This is a genomic window from Arthrobacter sp. UYNi723, from assembly GCF_054057635.1.
The window spans coordinates 124,715-141,315 of the sequence record NZ_JBSRZM010000003.1; the positions used below are offsets into that span (position 1 = coordinate 124,715).

The 16,601-nt window shown below is 65.3% G+C and carries 11 protein-coding genes and 1 tRNA gene; 11 read left to right on the top strand and 1 reads right to left on the bottom strand.

The window, feature by feature from the left end; genetic code table 11:
• The first annotated feature begins 52 nt into the window (after nt 1-52).
• The 4 genes from ACVWY0_RS03750 to ACVWY0_RS03765 all read left to right on the top strand — a co-directional run bounded on the left by ACVWY0_RS03750 (nt 53) and on the right by ACVWY0_RS03765 (nt 5,109).
• Nucleotides 53-1,228 carry a resuscitation-promoting factor gene (locus tag ACVWY0_RS03750; RefSeq protein ID WP_205630631.1) on the top strand — a complete coding sequence of 392 codons (1,176 nt, stop codon included), beginning with the start codon at nt 53-55 and terminating at the stop codon, nt 1,226-1,228.
• 184 nt (nt 1,229-1,412) lie between these two features.
• Nucleotides 1,413-2,285, top strand: a complete 873-nt coding sequence (gene rsmA, locus ACVWY0_RS03755; RefSeq protein WP_058929623.1) for a 16S rRNA (adenine(1518)-N(6)/adenine(1519)-N(6))-dimethyltransferase RsmA — start codon at nt 1,413-1,415, stop codon at nt 2,283-2,285.
• Nucleotides 2,282-3,244: a 4-(cytidine 5'-diphospho)-2-C-methyl-D-erythritol kinase gene (locus ACVWY0_RS03760; protein ID WP_485835485.1), complete on the top strand. Its 963-nt coding sequence runs from the start codon at nt 2,282-2,284 to the stop codon at nt 3,242-3,244. The genes rsmA and ACVWY0_RS03760 overlap by 4 nt, the downstream gene beginning before the upstream one ends.
• A 38-nt stretch (nt 3,245-3,282) precedes the next feature.
• Nucleotides 3,283-5,109, top strand: coding sequence for an ABC-F family ATP-binding cassette domain-containing protein (locus ACVWY0_RS03765; protein ID WP_485835486.1), 1,827 nt, complete (start codon nt 3,283-3,285; stop codon nt 5,107-5,109).
• 559 nt (nt 5,110-5,668) lie between these two features.
• Here ACVWY0_RS03765 and ACVWY0_RS03770 read toward each other — a convergent pair.
• On the bottom strand, nt 5,669-6,295 hold the full coding sequence (locus tag ACVWY0_RS03770) for a TetR/AcrR family transcriptional regulator (RefSeq protein ID WP_485835487.1): 627 nt from the start codon (nt 6,293-6,295) through the stop codon (nt 5,669-5,671).
• A 149-nt stretch (nt 6,296-6,444) separates the two neighbouring features.
• Between ACVWY0_RS03770 and ACVWY0_RS03775 the strand changes: the two genes are divergently transcribed.
• The 7 genes from ACVWY0_RS03775 (at nt 6,445) to ACVWY0_RS03805 (ending at nt 16,240) form a co-directional block, all read left to right on the top strand.
• Nucleotides 6,445-6,516 (top strand) — tRNA-Gln (locus ACVWY0_RS03775).
• Between the two features lie 110 nt (nt 6,517-6,626).
• Nucleotides 6,627-8,108, top strand: coding sequence for a bifunctional UDP-N-acetylglucosamine diphosphorylase/glucosamine-1-phosphate N-acetyltransferase GlmU (gene glmU / locus ACVWY0_RS03780; RefSeq protein ID WP_056348070.1), 1,482 nt, complete (start codon nt 6,627-6,629; stop codon nt 8,106-8,108).
• A complete protein-coding gene (locus tag ACVWY0_RS03785) occupies nt 8,108-9,088 on the top strand; it encodes a ribose-phosphate diphosphokinase (RefSeq protein WP_056348072.1) in 981 nt (326 codons plus the stop codon). The genes glmU and ACVWY0_RS03785 overlap by 1 nt, the downstream gene beginning before the upstream one ends.
• A 327-nt stretch (nt 9,089-9,415) precedes the next feature.
• Nucleotides 9,416-10,006: a 50S ribosomal protein L25/general stress protein Ctc gene (locus tag ACVWY0_RS03790; protein ID WP_058929619.1), complete on the top strand. Its 591-nt coding sequence runs from the start codon at nt 9,416-9,418 to the stop codon at nt 10,004-10,006.
• 79 nt (nt 10,007-10,085) lie between these two features.
• Nucleotides 10,086-10,682: an aminoacyl-tRNA hydrolase gene (gene pth, locus ACVWY0_RS03795; protein ID WP_252566312.1), complete on the top strand. Its 597-nt coding sequence runs from the start codon at nt 10,086-10,088 to the stop codon at nt 10,680-10,682.
• A gap of 112 nt (nt 10,683-10,794) precedes the next feature.
• Complete coding sequence (locus tag ACVWY0_RS03800; protein ID WP_485835488.1) at nt 10,795-13,533, top strand: LuxR C-terminal-related transcriptional regulator; 2,739 nt, start codon at nt 10,795-10,797, stop codon at nt 13,531-13,533.
• 34 nt (nt 13,534-13,567) lie between these two features.
• A complete protein-coding gene (locus ACVWY0_RS03805) occupies nt 13,568-16,240 on the top strand; it encodes a LuxR C-terminal-related transcriptional regulator (RefSeq protein ID WP_485835549.1) in 2,673 nt (890 codons plus the stop codon).
• Nucleotides 16,241-16,601: the final 361 nt, after the last annotated feature.

A 16,601-nucleotide genomic window follows, 5' to 3' on the forward strand; every position in this document is an offset into this window, starting at 1 on the left:
TGTCCCCAGGGTCATGCGCCGGCTATTTCACTGCGTTTTTCCCCGTGCCCGGATGGATCTAAAGTTACGGGCAATCGTGGTCAAGCTCTTCACAACGGACGGCAAGTTCAGTTTTATCAAGGTGGGCACCCAACTGGTGGTGCTGTGTGCGCTGGTGTTGGGCCTTGTGGCCTTCGTCGGAAATAACAAAACCGTTACCCTCAACGTCGACGGAAAAGTGACTTCGGTACAGTCCTTCGGCGGCACCGTGGGCCAGGTCGTAAAAAGCGCCAACGTAGAACTGAAGCCGGCTGACCGCGTCTCGCCCTCGGCGGACGCCAAAGTGGAGAACGGCACCGTGATCAACGTCAACATGGCCAAGGCCGTGAAGGTCAGCCTGGACGGCTCTGAAAAGACCATCAACACCACGGCGCCGGATGTTGCGGGCCTCGTCACCGAACTGGGAGTGGCCAGCTCCTCCTCCGTTTCCGTCCCGAAGGACGCCCAGCTCGCCGTGGCCGGATCGTTTGTCTCCATCTCCACGCCCAAGACCGTCAGCATCGTTGCCGACGGCAAGGCCTCCACGGCCACCACCACCGCGGGGACCGTCGCCCAGGTGCTGGAGGACGCCGGCATCACCCTCGGCGTCGACGACCGTACTTCCCAGCCGGGCAACGCGCACGTGGTCAACAACATGGTGGTTAAGGTCTCCCGGGTGGATACCAGCCAGACCGCGGCCACCACTGAAGATGTTGCTTTCGACAGCATGACCACTGAGAGCGCTGAGCTTCTCAAGGGCGAGAAAGAGGTCACCCAGGCCGGCGTGGCCGGCAAGGTGGATAAGAGCTTCAAGCTGGTGATGGTTGACGGCCGTGAAGCCTCGCGGACGCTGGTCTCCGAAACTGTTTCCGTCCAGCCCGTGACGGAAAAGGTCACGGTAGGCACCAAGGCAAAGCCCGCAGCCGCCGCCGGAACGAACACCGGCGCCTCGGCCCCGGCCATGATGAACGAGGCCATGTGGGACAAGATCGCCCAGTGTGAGTCCACCGGAAACTGGTCCATCAACTCGGGCAACGGCTACTACGGCGGCCTCCAGTTCGACATCCAGACCTGGATCGGCTCCGGCGGCGGCGCCTACGCCCCCAACGCCAGCCTCGCCACCAAGGCACAGCAGATCGACATCGCCAACCGCGTGTACGCACAGCGTGGCCTGCAGCCGTGGGGCTGTGGCTGGGCCGCTACGAGCTAGGCACCAATGAGCACCTGCGCTGGCGGCAGCTGACCACAGCCGCCAGGCAAGCAGAAGACAGCGGCCGGCCCCGGATTGTCCCGGGGCCGGCCGCTGCCGTTAAGCGGAAACACACACCGCGTAACACGCATGATCCGCGCGGAAAGCGGATGGCCCGTCACTGCGGCCGGGATAGGATGCCTAGGTGACTGAACCGACTGCCGCCGCGCCCGCACCCCTCTTCGGTGCTTCCGACATACGCCGGCTGGCGGAAGAAATCGGTATCCGGCCCACCAAGACACTGGGACAGAACTTCGTAATCGATGGCAACACCATCCGCCGGATCGTCTCCGTTGCCAACATCGGGCCAACCGAGACGGTGCTGGAAGTCGGGCCCGGTCTTGGTTCCCTCACGCTGGGCCTGCTGGACGCCGCGCAGACGGTCGTCGCCGTCGAAATCGATCCGGTCCTGGCGGCAAAGCTGCCGGAAACCGTCAAAGCATGGCGGCCGGACGCGGCGGGCGCTTTCCACCTGGTCCAGGCGGACGCCATGAAGGTCACATCGCTTCCCGTTGAGCCCACCGCCATTGTGGCGAACCTGCCGTACAACGTGGCGGTGCCGGTGGTCCTGCACCTGCTCCAGCATTTCCCCAGCCTGCAGCACGGTCTGGTGATGGTCCAGGACGAGGTGGCTGACCGGTTGGCCGCGGGGCCGGGATCAAAGACCTACGGGGTGCCCTCGGTCAAGGCGGCCTGGTACAGCAGCATGCGCAAGGCCGGGGTGATCGGCATGAACGTCTTCTGGCCTGCGCCGAAGATCCAATCCGGGCTTGTGGCCTTCACCCGGCGGGAACCGCCTGAAACAACCGCCACGCGCGAGCAGGTGTTCGCCGTGATCGACGCCGCCTTCGCCCAGCGCCGGAAGACGCTGCGGGCCGCCCTGGCCGGCTGGGCCGGCGGCGCAGCCGAGGCCGAGCGCTGCCTCATCGCCGCAGGAGTGGCTCCATCGGCCCGGGGCGAAGTCATCGACATCCACGCCTTCGCCCGGATTGCCGAAGCCCGCGAGGCCGGGTCGTGAAGGCAGCCGCCGGGAAGTTTCCCGCACGGACGGTCCGCGTGAAGGCGCCCGGCAAGGTCAATGTTTCCCTGGACGTGGGACCCTTGCGCGCTGACGGCTACCACTCAGTTGCCAGCGTGTACCTGGCCGTTTCCCTCTATGAGGAAGTGGCTGCCACCAGCACGGAGACGCCGGGGATCACCGTCAGCATCAGCCCTGACAGCACGCTGGACCTGGACGACGTGGATATTCCGCTGGATGAGAAGAACCTGGCCTACAAGGCCGCAGCGATCATGGCCGATGTCTCCGAGCATTCCACCGGGGTGCACCTTGAAATCACCAAGCGGGTCCCCGTGGCCGGGGGCATGGGCGGCGGCTCAGCCGATGCCGCAGCCACACTGCTGGCCTGCGACGCGCTCTGGAACAGCGGGCTGTCGCGGGATGAGTTGGCACATCTGGCCGCCGAATTGGGTGCCGACGTCCCGTTCTCCCTCCTCGGCGGAACCGCCGTCGGGCTTGGCGTTGGCGACGACCTTTCGCCGGCACTGGCCAAAGCCCAAACGGACTGGGTCCTCGTGGCGGCGGACTATGGGCTGCCCACCCCCGAGGTCTTCCGCACCCTGGACCGGCTCCGGGAGGCAGAAGGACTGGACGTTGCCGAGCCCACGGCCGTGGATCCCAAGATCCTGCAGGCGCTGCGGAGCGGAGACGCCGATGCCCTGAGCAGGGTCCTGGTGAACGATCTGCAGCGGGCCTCCATTGAACTTTCCCCCGCGCTCCGCGATACGCTGGGACGAGGTGAAGCGCTCGGCGCCCTGGCCGGAATCGTATCCGGCTCCGGACCCACCGTGGCGCTGTTGACCCATAATCCCGCCGCAGCCGAAAACCTGGCGGAGGACCTGCGGCACTACGGGCTGACGGCATTCCCTGTCCACGGGCCCGTGCATGGCGCGCGCATCATCTCCGATACTCTCCTTTAAGAGCCCCCTTCCTTACTGAGCAGCAGAAAGCAGTCCCCTTGGCACACCTTCTTGGCGGCGAAAACCTTACGGTTTCGTACGCAACGCGCACCGTCCTGGACGGCATCACCCTCGGACTCGAGGAAGGTGACAGGATCGGCATGGTGGGCCGGAACGGCGACGGCAAGTCCACGCTGATGCGCCTCCTGGCCATGCGCTCCACCCCGGACTCGGGCCGGGTGACCAAGCGAAGCGAAGTCAACATCGGCTACCTGGACCAGAGCGACGTGCTCGACGGCGACCTCACAGTGGGCGCTGCGATCGTCGGCGACCAGGCCGACTATGAATGGGCCCGCAACCCCCAGATCCGCGAAGTCATGGGCGGCCTGGTGTCCGACGTCGACTGGCATGCCAACGTCCACGCCCTCTCCGGCGGTCAGAAGCGGCGGGTGGCGCTGGCCAAGCTGCTGATCGAGGACCATGACGTCATCATGCTCGACGAACCGACCAACCACCTCGACGTCGAAGGAGTCGCCTGGCTGTCCCGGCACCTGAAGACCCGGTGGCGGGCCAACCAGGGCGCCTTCCTGGTGGTCACCCACGACCGCTGGTTCCTGGACGAAGTCTGCACCAAGACCTGGGAAATCCACGACGGCATCATGGACCCGTTCGACGGCGGCTACGCGGCCTACGTCCTGGCCCGTGCCGAGCGTGACCGCGCGGCGAATGTTATGGAAGGCAAGCGCCAGATGCTCGTGAAAAAGGAGCTCGCCTGGCTGCGCCGCGGCGCTCCGGCCCGCACGGCCAAGCCGAAATTCCGCATCGAGGCCGCCAACGCCCTCATCGCCGACGTCCCCGAGCCGCGTGACTCCACAGCCCTGAGCAAGATGGCCACCGCCCGGCTCGGCAAGGACGTCCTGGACCTCGAGAACGTCTCACTGAACTTCCTCGGCGGCGACCCCCGACAGAAACTCTTCGACAACATCACGCTGCGGCTTGCCCCCGGTGAGCGGCTTGGCCTCGTGGGCGTCAACGGCGCCGGCAAGACCACCCTGCTGAAACTCCTCAACGGCGAGATTGAGCCGTCATCCGGCAAGGTCAAGCGCGGCAAGACCGTGGTCACCGCCGTGCTGACCCAGGAGGTCAAAGAGCTCGACGACGTCTCGGACCTGCGCGTGATCGAAGTCATCGAGCGCGAAAAGCGGTCCTTTAACGTGGGCGGCAAGGAATTCACGGCGGGCCAGCTCGTGGAGCAGCTCGGCTTCACCAACGAAAAGCAGTGGACCCCGGTCAGGGATCTGTCCGGTGGTGAGCGCCGGCGCCTCCAGCTCCTGCGCCTGCTGGTGGGGGAGCCGAACGTGCTGATGCTCGATGAGCCCACCAACGACCTCGACACCGACACCCTCGCCGCCGTCGAAGACGTCCTTGACGGCTGGCCTGGCACGCTCATTGTGGTCAGCCACGACCGCTACCTGCTGGAACGCGTGACGGACCACCAGATGGCGCTGCTTGGCGACGGCAAGATCCGAGCCCTGCCGCGCGGCGTGGACCAGTATCTGGAACTCCGCGAATCCGCCCTGGCCGGCTCCACGATCACCGGCGGCGGCAACCCCGTCACCGGTCCGAGCGGCAGCTCCGCCCCCGCAGCCTCCGGTTCCTCCGAAGCCGAAAAGCGCGACGCCCGGAAGGCCAAAAACCGGATCGAGCGCCAGCTGGGCAAACTGGAGCAGCAGGAAAAGAAGATTCACGACCAAATGGTCAAGAGCACCGCAGCATCCGACTTCGACGCCCTCGCCGACCAGAACAAAAAACTCAAGGACCTCGCCACCGACCGCGAAGCCCTGGAACTCGAATGGATGGAAGCCCTGGAAGTCCTCGGCGAGTAACCCTGTTTGCGGCGTGCCGGGTCTGGCTTAGGTGCCGGATCCAGCCTTTCGACGTCCGCTCGCCGTGGGTGCCGCAGCCGGCCCTTCCGCGTCGCTTAGACACGACGCAAAGGGGCCACTCGCTCGCTGAGCGAGCTCCCGTCCCGATGCGCCGCGATGCGCTCCTTTCGGAAGGACCGCCTCCGGCGAGGTAGGTCACCTTCCCGAAGGATCGCCTCGGGCAAAGAACGTCACCCCCGCCGTGGAACAGTTCGCGCTCGGAACCTTCGACAGGGGGTACTCGTGGAGGGCGCCCCAACGCAGATGTCGGCTATTGCAGCGCGGTGGAGTCCGCCTGAACGGAACTGTCGGCAATAGCGGTGCGGGGGACCTTCGCGTAGTCGCGCATCGCGGGCCATCGGGCACACAAGGTCGCTCAGCGACCGGTGAGCCCCTATGGCTCGAAGCGTCGTCCCGAGGGCCCCGACGCGAGCTTGCGAGTGTTGGGAAGGGACCAACGCGCTAAGCGACGGCGAAGGGCCACTGCGCCGCGAAGGTGACCACAACAGAGCTGACCAGGCTAACCCTCGGACTTCAGCTCTGGGTCTTTTTGGAGGCCGGTGAGGCCGTTCCAGGCGAGGTTGACCAGGTGGGCGGCGACGGTTTGTTTGTCGGGCTGGCGGCTGTCCTGCCACCATTGGCCGGTCATGGCCACCATGCCTACGAGCATCTGGGCGTACATCGCGCCGTCCTGGGCGCTGAAGCCGCGGCGGTGGAATTCGTCGGACAGGATGTGTTCCACGCGGGCGGTGACCTGGGACAGCAGGGTGGAGAAAGCGCCTTCGGGCTGCGATGGCGGTGCGTCGCGCATGAGGATCCGGAAGCCCTCCGCCCGGTCCTCGATGTAGGTGAGGAGGGCCAGGGCGGCGCGTTCCACCAGGACGCGCGGTTTGCCTTCTTCGGTCAGGGCAGCGGTGATCGAGTCCAGCAGGATGTGGAACTCGAAGTCCACCACTCGCGTGTACAGGCCCTCCTTGGAACCGAAATGTTCGTAGATCACGGGCTTGGAAACGCCGGCGCAGGCCGCGATTTCCTCAATGGTGGTCCCGTCGAGCCCGCGAGCGGCAAAAAGGCCACGGCCGACGTCGACCAGCTGGCTGCGCCGCTGTACGCCTGTCATCCGTGTCCGGGGTGGGTTGTTGCTCACATTTCCATCATGCCCTAGCGCTGCTGAAACAGTTGGAACCGGTGGCGGTGCACTGGCCTGGCTGCCGTGATTCCTGCCAATGTCGCGGGCTGCCCTGAAGCCATGGCAAAATAAATACTTGTGCCTTGGCCTTTGCGCCTGTGGCATGGTCCGCCCTGGTGTAATGGCAGCACCCCGGCCTTTGGAGCCGTGGAGTATAGGTTCGAATCCTATGGGCGGAACTGCTGTGCGAAGACCGTCCAGTAGGATGAACTCGGTGCCCCGCCGTGAATTTTGGCCGGACAGGCACCGCGCCCAGCGCAACGCGCAACCAAGCAAGGAGAACCCGTACGTGATCCCCGAGAATACCGGCCCAGCCGCCGTCATTGTTCTGGCAGCAGGCGCCGGTACCCGGATGAAATCCCGTACCCCGAAGATCCTGCACGAAATCGGCGGCCGGTCCATGGTGGGCCACGCCCTGCTGGCAGCCCGCAGCATTAACCCCGGACGGCTGGCCCTGGTGGTCCGCCACGAGCGGGATCTGGTTGCCCGCCACCTGAACCAGCTGGACCCCGAAGCCCTGATCGTGGACCAGGACGACGTCCCCGGCACCGGCCGCGCCGTTGAGGTGGCCGTGCAGGCACTGGACGCCCAGGAAAAACTCGCAGGCACCGTCGTGGTCACTTACGGTGATGTTCCGCTCCTGACCGGCAGCCTGTTGGCGGACCTGGTGGCCACACATGAGCGGGAGGCCAATGCCGTCACCGTGCTCACCGCGCTGCTGGATGATGCCACAGGCTACGGACGCATTCTCCGCGGTGATGACAGCTCCGTGACCGGCATCCGCGAGCACAAGGATGCAACGGAAACCGAACGCCTGATCCGCGAGGTCAATTCCGGGATCTACGCCTTCGACGCTGATGTCCTACGTGACGCGCTGGTCCACATCACCACCGACAATTCGCAGGGCGAAAAGTACCTCACCGACGTGCTGGGCCTCGCGCGGCAGTCGGGCGGTCGGGTTGCCGCCGTGGTCACCGAAGACCGCTGGCAGGTGGAGGGCGCCAACGACCGTGTGCAGCTCTCCGCCCTCGGCGCGGAACTGAACCGCCGCACCGTTGAAGCCTGGATGCGCGCCGGCGTCACAGTGGTTGACCCCGCCACCACCTGGATCGATTCCACCGTCGCCCTGGATGAGGACGTCCGCATCCTGCCGAACACGCAGCTGCACGGCGCCACCACCGTGGCGAGGGACGCCGTCGTCGGCCCCGACTCCACCCTGACCGATGTCCGCATCGGCGAGGGCGCCAAAGTGACCCGCACTCACGGTTCCGGTGCTGTGATCGGCGCGGACGCCGCCGTCGGCCCTTTCACATACTTGCGTCCCGGCACAGTGCTTGGCGACACCGGCAAGATCGGTGCGTTCTACGAAACCAAGAACGTCACGATTGGCCGCGGCTCTAAACTTTCCCACCTCGGCTACGCCGGCGACGCAGAAATCGGCGAGGACACCAACATTGGCTGCGGCAACATCACGGCCAATTACGACGGCGAGAAGAAGCACCGCACGGTGATCGGCTCGGGCGTCCGCACAGGTTCCAACACAGTCTTTGTTGCACCGGTCACCGTGGGGGACGGTGCCTACAGCGGCGCCGGCGCGGTGATCCGCAAGGACGTCCCGGCAGGGGCGCTCGTCGTGTCCGTTGCAGCGCAGCGCAACGACGAGGGCTGGGTTGTGGCCAACCGCCCCGGCTCACGCTCGGCGGAACTGGCGCAGGCCGCCGCCTCAGATTCCTCACATACCCCAGCATCGACAGAAGAGGACCAGCGATAATGAGCGAAATTACGGCACGCGGCGAGAAGAAGCTAGTGCTTGCCGCTGGGCGGGCGCACCCCGAACTGGCGCGGGAAATCGCCAAGGAGCTGGGTACCGAGCTGCTGCCCGTGGATGCCTACGACTTCGCCAACGGGGAGATTTACGTCCGCGCCGGCGAAAGCGTCCGGGGAACCGACGCGTTCGTCATCCAGGCCCACCCGGCTCCGCTGAACAACCACCTCATGGAACAGCTGATCATGATCGATTCGCTGAAGCGGGCCTCCGCCAAGCGCATCACCGTGGTGTCCCCGTTCTACCCGTATGCGCGGCAGGACAAGAAGGGTCGCGGACGCGAGCCTATTTCCGCCCGCCTGGTGGCGGACCTGTACAAGACCGCCGGCGCTGACCGCATCATGAGCGTTGACCTGCACACCTCGCAGATCCAGGGTTTCTTCGACGGGCCTGTGGACCACCTCATGGCCATCCCGCTCCTGGCCGATTACATCCGTACCCGCGTCGCCGCCGACAACGTCACGGTGGTGTCCCCGGACACGGGCCGCGTGCGCGTCGCGGAGCAGTGGGCCGAACGCCTGGGCGGAGCGCCGCTGGCGTTTGTGCACAAGAGCCGTGACCTCACCGTTCCCAACCAGGCCGTCTCCAAGACCGTTGTTGGCCAGATCGAGGGCCGGACCTGCGTCCTGATCGACGACATGATCGACACCGGCGGCACCATTTCCGGAGCGGTCCAGGTCCTGAAGAACGCCGGGGCGAAGGACGTCATCATCGCCGCGACGCACGCTGTCTTCTCCGAGCCCGCGGCCCAGCGGCTATCCGAGTCCGGCGCCCGCGAAGTGGTGGTCACCAACACGTTGCCCCTCACTGCGAATCAGCAGTTCCCGCAGCTGACGGTGCTGTCCATCGCACCGCTGATCGCCCGCGCCATCCGCGAAGTGTTCGACGACGGTTCGGTCACCAGCCTGTTCGACGGCAACGCCTGACGACACTGGGATGGGCCCACGCCAGCAGGGTTCCCTGAGCGAGCTTGCGAGCTTAGGGGGCTGGTGGGGACCGTCGAAACCCGACAGGCTCAACTACTGCAATCAGGCTCAACCACCGCCGTTTTCAGTAATTTGGCCCGGCGCTGGTAAGCTTTTTCACGATACCTTGGCGAGGGAGAGCATCCGGGAAACCGGACTGCAGGTCTCCGTTATCGACTGGGTCTGAATCTCCCTTCTGGAAGGGCCGCCTCACGGCCGCCCGGCGTTGAAGGTCGTAACAGACCTCCGCCCTTGCTGAACACCTTTTAGTCTTCCGAGGAGATACACATGTCTGAGCAGAAGCTCGCAGCAGAAGTACGCACCGAATTCGGCAAGGGCTTCGCCCGCCGCGCGCGCATGGCCAACCTGATCCCCGCCGTCATCTACGGCCACGGCGCCGAGCCGATCCACATCACGCTTCCGGCCAAGGCCACCACGCTGGCAGTCCGCAAAGCCAACGCCCTCCTGTCCCTGGACGTCAACGGCGAAGAGCACCTGGCCCTGGTCAAGGACGTCCAGCGCGACCCCATCAAGCAGATCATCGAGCACATCGACCTGCTGACCGTCATCAAGGGCGAGAAAGTCACCGTGGACATCCCGGTTCACATCGTTGGCGAACTGGCTCCGGGCAGCGTCTTCAACCAGGAACTCACCGTCATCTCCCTTGAGGCCGAGGCAACCCACCTGCCCACCGCCATCGAGGTCGACATCGAAGGCCGCTCCGCCGGACAGCACATCCACGCTTCCGACCTGGTCCTGCCGAAGGGTTCGGTCCTGCTGGCCGACGCCGACGCACTGGTTGTCCACATCTCCGAGGCCACTGAGGTCTCTGAGGAAGAGGCACAGGCTGACTCCGCAGCCGCAGTCGCAGGCGAGTAGTAACGGCACCGTTTGATTTGTGGCCGGGCCCTGTCGGGGTCCGGCCACAGCCATGTCCGGACCACCTTAGGATTGAATAATGACTGACACCTGGCTGATCGTTGGCCTCGGAAACCCCGGGGCCGAATACAAGGGCAACCGGCACAATGTCGGCCAGATGGTCCTGGACGAACTCGCGGGCCGGATGGGTGGCAAGTTCAAAACCCACAAGGCACGCGCCCAGGTGCTCGAAGGACGGCTGGGGATCGGCGGCCCCCGGGTGGTGCTGTCCAAGCCGATGAGCTACATGAATGTTTCCGGCGGCCCGGTGGCCGGCCTGGCAAATTTTTACGGCATTGATCCTGACCATGTTGTCGCGGTGCACGATGAGATTGATATTCCGTTCAACACGATAAAGCTGAAATGCGGCGGCGGTGAGGGCGGCCACAACGGCCTCAGGGACATGTCCAAGGCGCTGGCCACCAAGGATTACCTGCGGGTACGGGTGGGCGTGGGCCGCCCTCCAGGGCGGATGGACACTGCAGACTATGTCCTGCGCGATTTTGGCACTGCAGAGCGCAAGGACCTTCCGTTCCTGCTCGATGAGGCGGCTGATGCGGTGGAGATGCTGGTCAGGGAAGGACTGACTGCGGCCCAGCAGAAGTTCCATCCGGCCAGGTCAGACGTTCAGCAATAAAACTTAAAACCGCCTGTCCCTGTTTACCTGCGTGTGCCAAGGGGTAGTCTTCTTCTTAAGTGGGGGAGCGATGGGGCTTATCCCGCTTTAGTGGGATGTAGGGGACAAGTTCATGTCAATCGAGCCACTCAGCTGGGGACGTGGGTCACCGCTCAACGACCTTGAGCTGCGCACCGACACTGCAGGCGTGTCAGAGCCGCAGCGATGGTCCGTGCCCGCGCGGAGCGCCAACCTCGAAGCGGTCCGTACCGCCCTGACCAGCCTCGACTCCCTGGGAGTCGTCATCACCGGCGGACGCGGTGTAGGTAAGTCATCCTTGGCCAGGACAGCCGTCGCCGAGCTTGGCCCGGATATCTGGACGTTGCAGCTGCGCAGCGGACCGTCGTCCGGCACAACACCCTACGGTTGCCTGGCTTTCCTGCTGGCGCGTCTTCCCCAGGCGTACATGGGGTCGCCCACAGCCATCCTCCGTGGCATTACGTCCCTCATCAAAAGCGATGCCGCGGGGCGCCAGTGTGTCATCACCCTGGACACCGCCGGCAGCTTTGATGATATGAGCGCTGGCGTCCTGCTCAACATCCTCCTGACCGGGACCGCCCGCATGGTGGCCGTGGCACCCATGGTCAGTGATCTTCCGGCCGACTTCCACTGGCTCCTCAACGACCGCCGGCTCACCGAGGTCAGGCTGGACAACCTCAATGAGCTGCAGACCCGCCAGGTGCTGCTTTCCCTGCTGGGCCACCGCGTTTCGGCCTCCCTGGTCAGCACTTTCCACACCATGGTTGGCGGCAACCCCCTGCTCCTGAAAGCGCTTGTAACCGAGCAGCAGCATTCGGGGAACCTGGTTCTGTCGGACTCCGTCTGGACTCTTCGGGACAAGGTGGTGCTCGACGGCGCGGCCAGCCTCGACGACATCGTCCGGTCCCAGTGGACCCGGAAGTCTCCGGAGGAACGGGATGTCATCGAGATGCTCTCGTGCGCCCGCAGCGTGGAACTGTCCAGGCTGACCAAAGTGTACGGTGCCGGTGTGGTGGCGGACATGGAGGATTCGGGCCTGCTGGAGATCGATTCCTCGGACAACCGATGGGTTTCACTGCGTGAAAAGTACCTCGGCGACGTTGTCCGCTCCTGGCTCAGCATCACTCGGCGAAGGGAACTGCGGAGCCTGCTCCTGGGCGGCAAGGAACCTGACCCTGCCACGATGACGGTGGAAGAACTGATGGCGTTCGGCGCCTGGACCCAGGAATGCGAGGCCGAGCTGAGTCCGGCCATGGCGCTGGCCGCCGCCGAAGCCGCAGTGCAGCTCTTTGACCCTCATTTTGCCCTCAAGTATGCCGACACGCTGAAGCGGAATGACCCTCAGTGGGTGCCTGCCCAGCGGCAGAAAGCGGCAGCGTACCTGCTCATGGACCTCCCGGTGCAGGCCATGGCAGCACTGGACGATATTTCCCAGCCCCAGCTGGACAACCTGGACGTTGAGGAGTTCGCCCGGGTGGTCGAGGCCAAATCTCGGGTCATGGTCTGGCTCCCCGAACACACCGCCCGGGTGCCGGCGCTGCTGCAGACGGCACGGGAGCGGCTGGGCGTGGAGCCAGGAATCGCGAAGGGCTGGCCGGAGCCGCTGGCTGCTGCGGCCAACCGGATCAGCCTCAGCGAATTCGAGTACCAGGCTTTTGTGGGGGACTACGCCTCCGCCTTGCCCGCACTGGAAGCCGCTGCGGACCCCGGGCAGAATCCCGACACCTGGTTCAGGATGAACTCAGCGGTGATCCTCATGAGCGCCCTGTCCATGGCCGGGCGGGAAATGGACGCCCTGAGCCTGATGAGGCAGCTGGGCGGGCAGATCTCGGACGCCGCCGAGATCGTGGGGCTGCGCGAGAGGTTCGCCGGCCGGGCGTACAACGTGCTCCTGATGGCAGGGCAATGGCGCCGGTGCATCGACCTCCTGGATCCGCCTTCCGCGCGCGAGTTCCACCGGCTCCCTTACCGGAGCGCCGCCGCGGAGCTAGCGGCCGGCATCGCCTACGTGTACTCGGGCCGCGGCGCCGTTGCCCTTGATTCGCTGCTCTCGGCCGCTGCACAGCTGGAACTGCGGCCCGTCCGGAGCCTGCTCCGCGCCGCCTACGCCGCCATCGCCTTCGCGTATGCGCAGATCGGCAATGCCGGGCAGTCCCGGCAGTATCTTGACCGGCTGCAGCGGACGGCAGGTGCCGCTGACCATGCCACCCGGAGCCGCACTGAATTCTGCGCTGACATGGCCGCCCGATGGCTGGGGGACAATGACGCAGCCACCCGCCTCAAGCAGTCAGCCCGCCGTGACATCGCAGCAGGCAGGTTCACCCTGGCCGGGATCAGCCTGCTCGGAGCCACCGTCAACGGCACGGAAGCGGACTTCCGGCTGATGGAACAAGTGGCCGGGCAACGCCAGGGCCCCTTGGCGGAAATTTCGCGGCTTGTCGCCGTGGGCAGCCGCACCCACGACGCCAAGACGTTGCTTGCCGGCGGGGAACTGGCGGCCACCCTGGAACTGGATGCCGTTGAGGCCCGGTGCATGGCGCTGGCCGTTGACTACGCCCGGCAGGCCGGTGACTCGGTTTCCGCCAGGACTGCACAGGCCCGACTGGACATCCTCGCAGCCACCGTGGCAAGCCTGCCGATCGTGCCGAGCAGCGGCAGCCCGCTGCTGACCGCCAGGGAGAGGCAGATCGCGCGGCTGGCCGGCCGGGGCGCGTCCAACCGCGATATCGCCGTGGAGATGGGCGTGTCCGTGCGCACTGTGGAAGGGCACCTTTACCAGGTCTTTACCAAGCTCGGAGTTACATCCAGGGGTGATCTGACTGGACTCGTCTAACGGCCACGCTGCCAAACAGGGAACGCCATATCGACTGCTCACGGGCCGGCGTGAGCCGCTGGACCGGATCTGCAACATCATTCGCAGCCGCACGAGCCAGGCCGTGTTCCTCATGGCTGGCCCGGGCATCGGGAAATCAACGCTGACCGAGGCCATCACCGAGCGGCTTTCCCAGGAGATGATCATTGTTCAGATCCATGGAAGTTCGTCGCTGTCCGGCGTTCCCTTTGGAGTTTTGGCGCCCTACACGGCGGAGCTGACGGCCGAAGACTCCGTGTCTTCGGTGGCTGTGCTGCGGTCCGTGTGGAGGTACTTTGAGAAGCTGAAAGCCGGCAGGGATACCCCGTTGCTTCTGATGATGGATGACGCCCATCACCTGGACGAGGCAACGGCCAGCATCGTGGCCGACATGATCTCCGCTGGATGGGCCACAGTGCTTGCTGCCGGAAGGCCGCGGCCCGGGCTGCCCCAGCCGCTCGCTCAGCTCTGGTATGACGGCCTGGCTGACCGTGTGGATCTCCGACCCATGAACCGGGAGCAGGTCGAGGAAGTCCTCTCCCACGCACTTGATGGAACAATCCCCTCCGGAACCATTGACACAATCTGGAGCGCGTCTGGCGGAAATCCGCGGATTCTTGATGCCTTGCTGCATGATGCCGCAGAGCGGGGCGAACTCGCAAAGCGGAACGGGATCTGGATGCTGCTGGGCCCGTTGCCTGCCGACGGACCCAGGCTCGCCGAGGTGGTGGTGAAGGACATGCTCCGCCGCAGCCCGGAAGAGCAGGAAGTCCTGAAACTTGTCGCCCTCGCCGGGCCCGTGAGCCGGAAGGTGATCGAGGATATTTTTGGCGCTGAAGTAGTTCGCACGCTGCTGGACCAGCAGATGATGGTGGAAAGTTCCGGCATTCCAGCCGATCTCCGGATCTGGAACTCCGTGTTCGGCGAGGCGCTCCGCACAAGTATCTCGGTGTCCCGGAGCCTACAGCTGCTTGAAAAGATCCGGGATCAGCTGGGAACCGCTCCCGAAGGGTCTGAAGGCAGGATGAGGGCCGTGGAATGGGCCCTTGAATGTGGATTGAAAATATCCGATCCCGAGCTGCTTGAGGCGGCCGGCACTGCCTTGGTCCACTCCCGGAACCGGAGCAGCCGGATGATGGCGGCGAAGGTCGCGGACCCGGACCTCGTGCCGCAGGCACAGGCAGTCCAGGGACGCGCCTTATTCAATGAAGGCGACTTTGCGGGTGCGGCCAAGCTCCTGGACGGATGCTGGCTGCAACTGGGGAACGGTGCCTGGGCTGTTCCGGTCCTGATGCTCAGGGCCATGGCACACCAGGCTCTGGGAACGCCGCTGTCAGTATTCGCGGCCGATTCCCGTGAAGCGCTTCAGGGCGCAGGCGCCATGACGGCTGGCCCGGATGCTGTGCCGCCGGATTCCCAAGAGACCGCCGGTGCGCCGGCCGGGCCCTGGCAGGAGCGCTTGCTTCGCCTGCTGGAACTTTGCGAAGCAGGCAACCACCAGGCCTTGGAGGCCGAGGTCCAGGAACTTCGGAGCAGCCGCGCCGGCGATGCCACGGACGACGCCCTGCGTGCGGTGGGCCTGGCGCTGCTGGCCCATTCGCTCGCCCCGGCCGGACGGGCCGTCCAGGGGCTGGATGCCGCATTGCTGGCAGTCTCGGAACTTCCCTCACTGCAGGGTGGGGTGTTCTTCTTCAATGAATTTGTCCTGGGCCGCCTGGTGGCAGATTACCTGGCCATGGGGGAGTGGGACTCGGCGGAACGGGAGTTGGCGAACTATGCTGCCGGGCAGCCGCGGGGTGTCGCCTATTTCGGCGGCAGCCTCGAGGTGCTCCGTGGCTACTCGCTCCTGCGGCAGGGGCGGATGGAACGCGCCTACCAAACGCTGCTGCCGGCGGTGGAGACCCTGAGGCTCAACGATCCGCTGCAGATGTTCCGGTTTGGTTCCGGGCTGGCGTTTTATGTAGCGGCGAGGCTCGGCGACGCCGCCCAGGCCGGCCGGCTTGAGCTGGATTACAAGGATTCACCGCAGGGCTCCACCGGCTACGGACTCCTTGCGAGGGCGTACGCGGCAGCGGCATCGGAGTATGTGGCGCATGACGGAAAAGGCCTGGCGCGCCTCCACACACTGGCCACCACGCCCGAGGTGACCACCCGGGCCGGCACACTTCTGGAACTCTTGGCTCTCTGCTGGGACCTGGGAGACCATTCCGTGATCCCGCTGGTCCACTCACTGGCGGGGAGCGTCGAAGGCCGGTGGGCCGCGGCAATGCTCACCCTGGCGGGGCATTGGGAGTCCGAGGACGCCGATTCCATCATGGAAACGGCAGCCATGCTTGAAGGCGCGGGATTCGTTAACCTTGCCCGGGAAGCCTACGCGCGGTCGAGCACCGTCCTTGAGATCTCCGGTGAGCGCCGGCGGGCCCGTCAGGCGGTGGCCCTGCGGGAGAAGTGCGACCACGAACTGGGCGAGCGGTTCCGGGAAGGCCACTTCATCGCCGCAGCACCCAGCGTGCACCTCACCCGCCGGGAACAGGACATCGTAGAGCTCGCCGTGAAAGGTCTCACCGACCGGGAGATCGCACAAAGGCTCATGGTGTCCGTGCGTACTGTGGAGGGGCACCTCTACCGCACGTACGTCAAACTCGGCGTGCGGAGCCGCGACGAACTGGCTTCAGCCCTTCCTAACTAGGCCTGCGTACGGACGCCATGCGTCCGGGACCTTGCGTACGGACGTCCGGAAACGCGTAGCCCCGGCGCAAAAAAGTAGAGTACTGCCTACTCGTGTGCTGAGCTTCAGCATGCGATTGACTTAGTGCGGCAGGAAAACACGGAGCCACCAAAACCGCGGACCGGCCAACAGACTTTCAGGCCTCATTTTGAAGCAAACTTCCGGCCCCTGGGGCTGGATCGAAGCGGGGCCGGCGACGTCAGAGTCTTCTGAGACCGAGACTCTCCCCCCAGCCGTCGCCGGCCCTCACTTCCGCGGGCTGAAGCCCGGAGCTGCTGTGGCGGTTGCCCACCGGGCCACCGCCATAGTGGTGTTGTGGGAC

Coding starts and splice junctions, on each gene's coding strand:
- ACVWY0_RS03750 (WP_205630631.1), top strand. CDS start 53: ATGGATCTAAAGTTACGGGCAATCGTGGTCAAGCTCTTCACAACGGAC.
- ACVWY0_RS03785 (WP_056348072.1), top strand. CDS start 8,108: ATGAGCGAAATTACGGCACGCGGCGAGAAGAAGCTAGTGCTTGCCGCT.
- ACVWY0_RS03790 (WP_058929619.1), top strand. CDS start 9,416: ATGTCTGAGCAGAAGCTCGCAGCAGAAGTACGCACCGAATTCGGCAAG.
- pth (WP_252566312.1), top strand. CDS start 10,086: ATGACTGACACCTGGCTGATCGTTGGCCTCGGAAACCCCGGGGCCGAA.
- ACVWY0_RS03800 (WP_485835488.1), top strand. CDS start 10,795: ATGTCAATCGAGCCACTCAGCTGGGGACGTGGGTCACCGCTCAACGAC.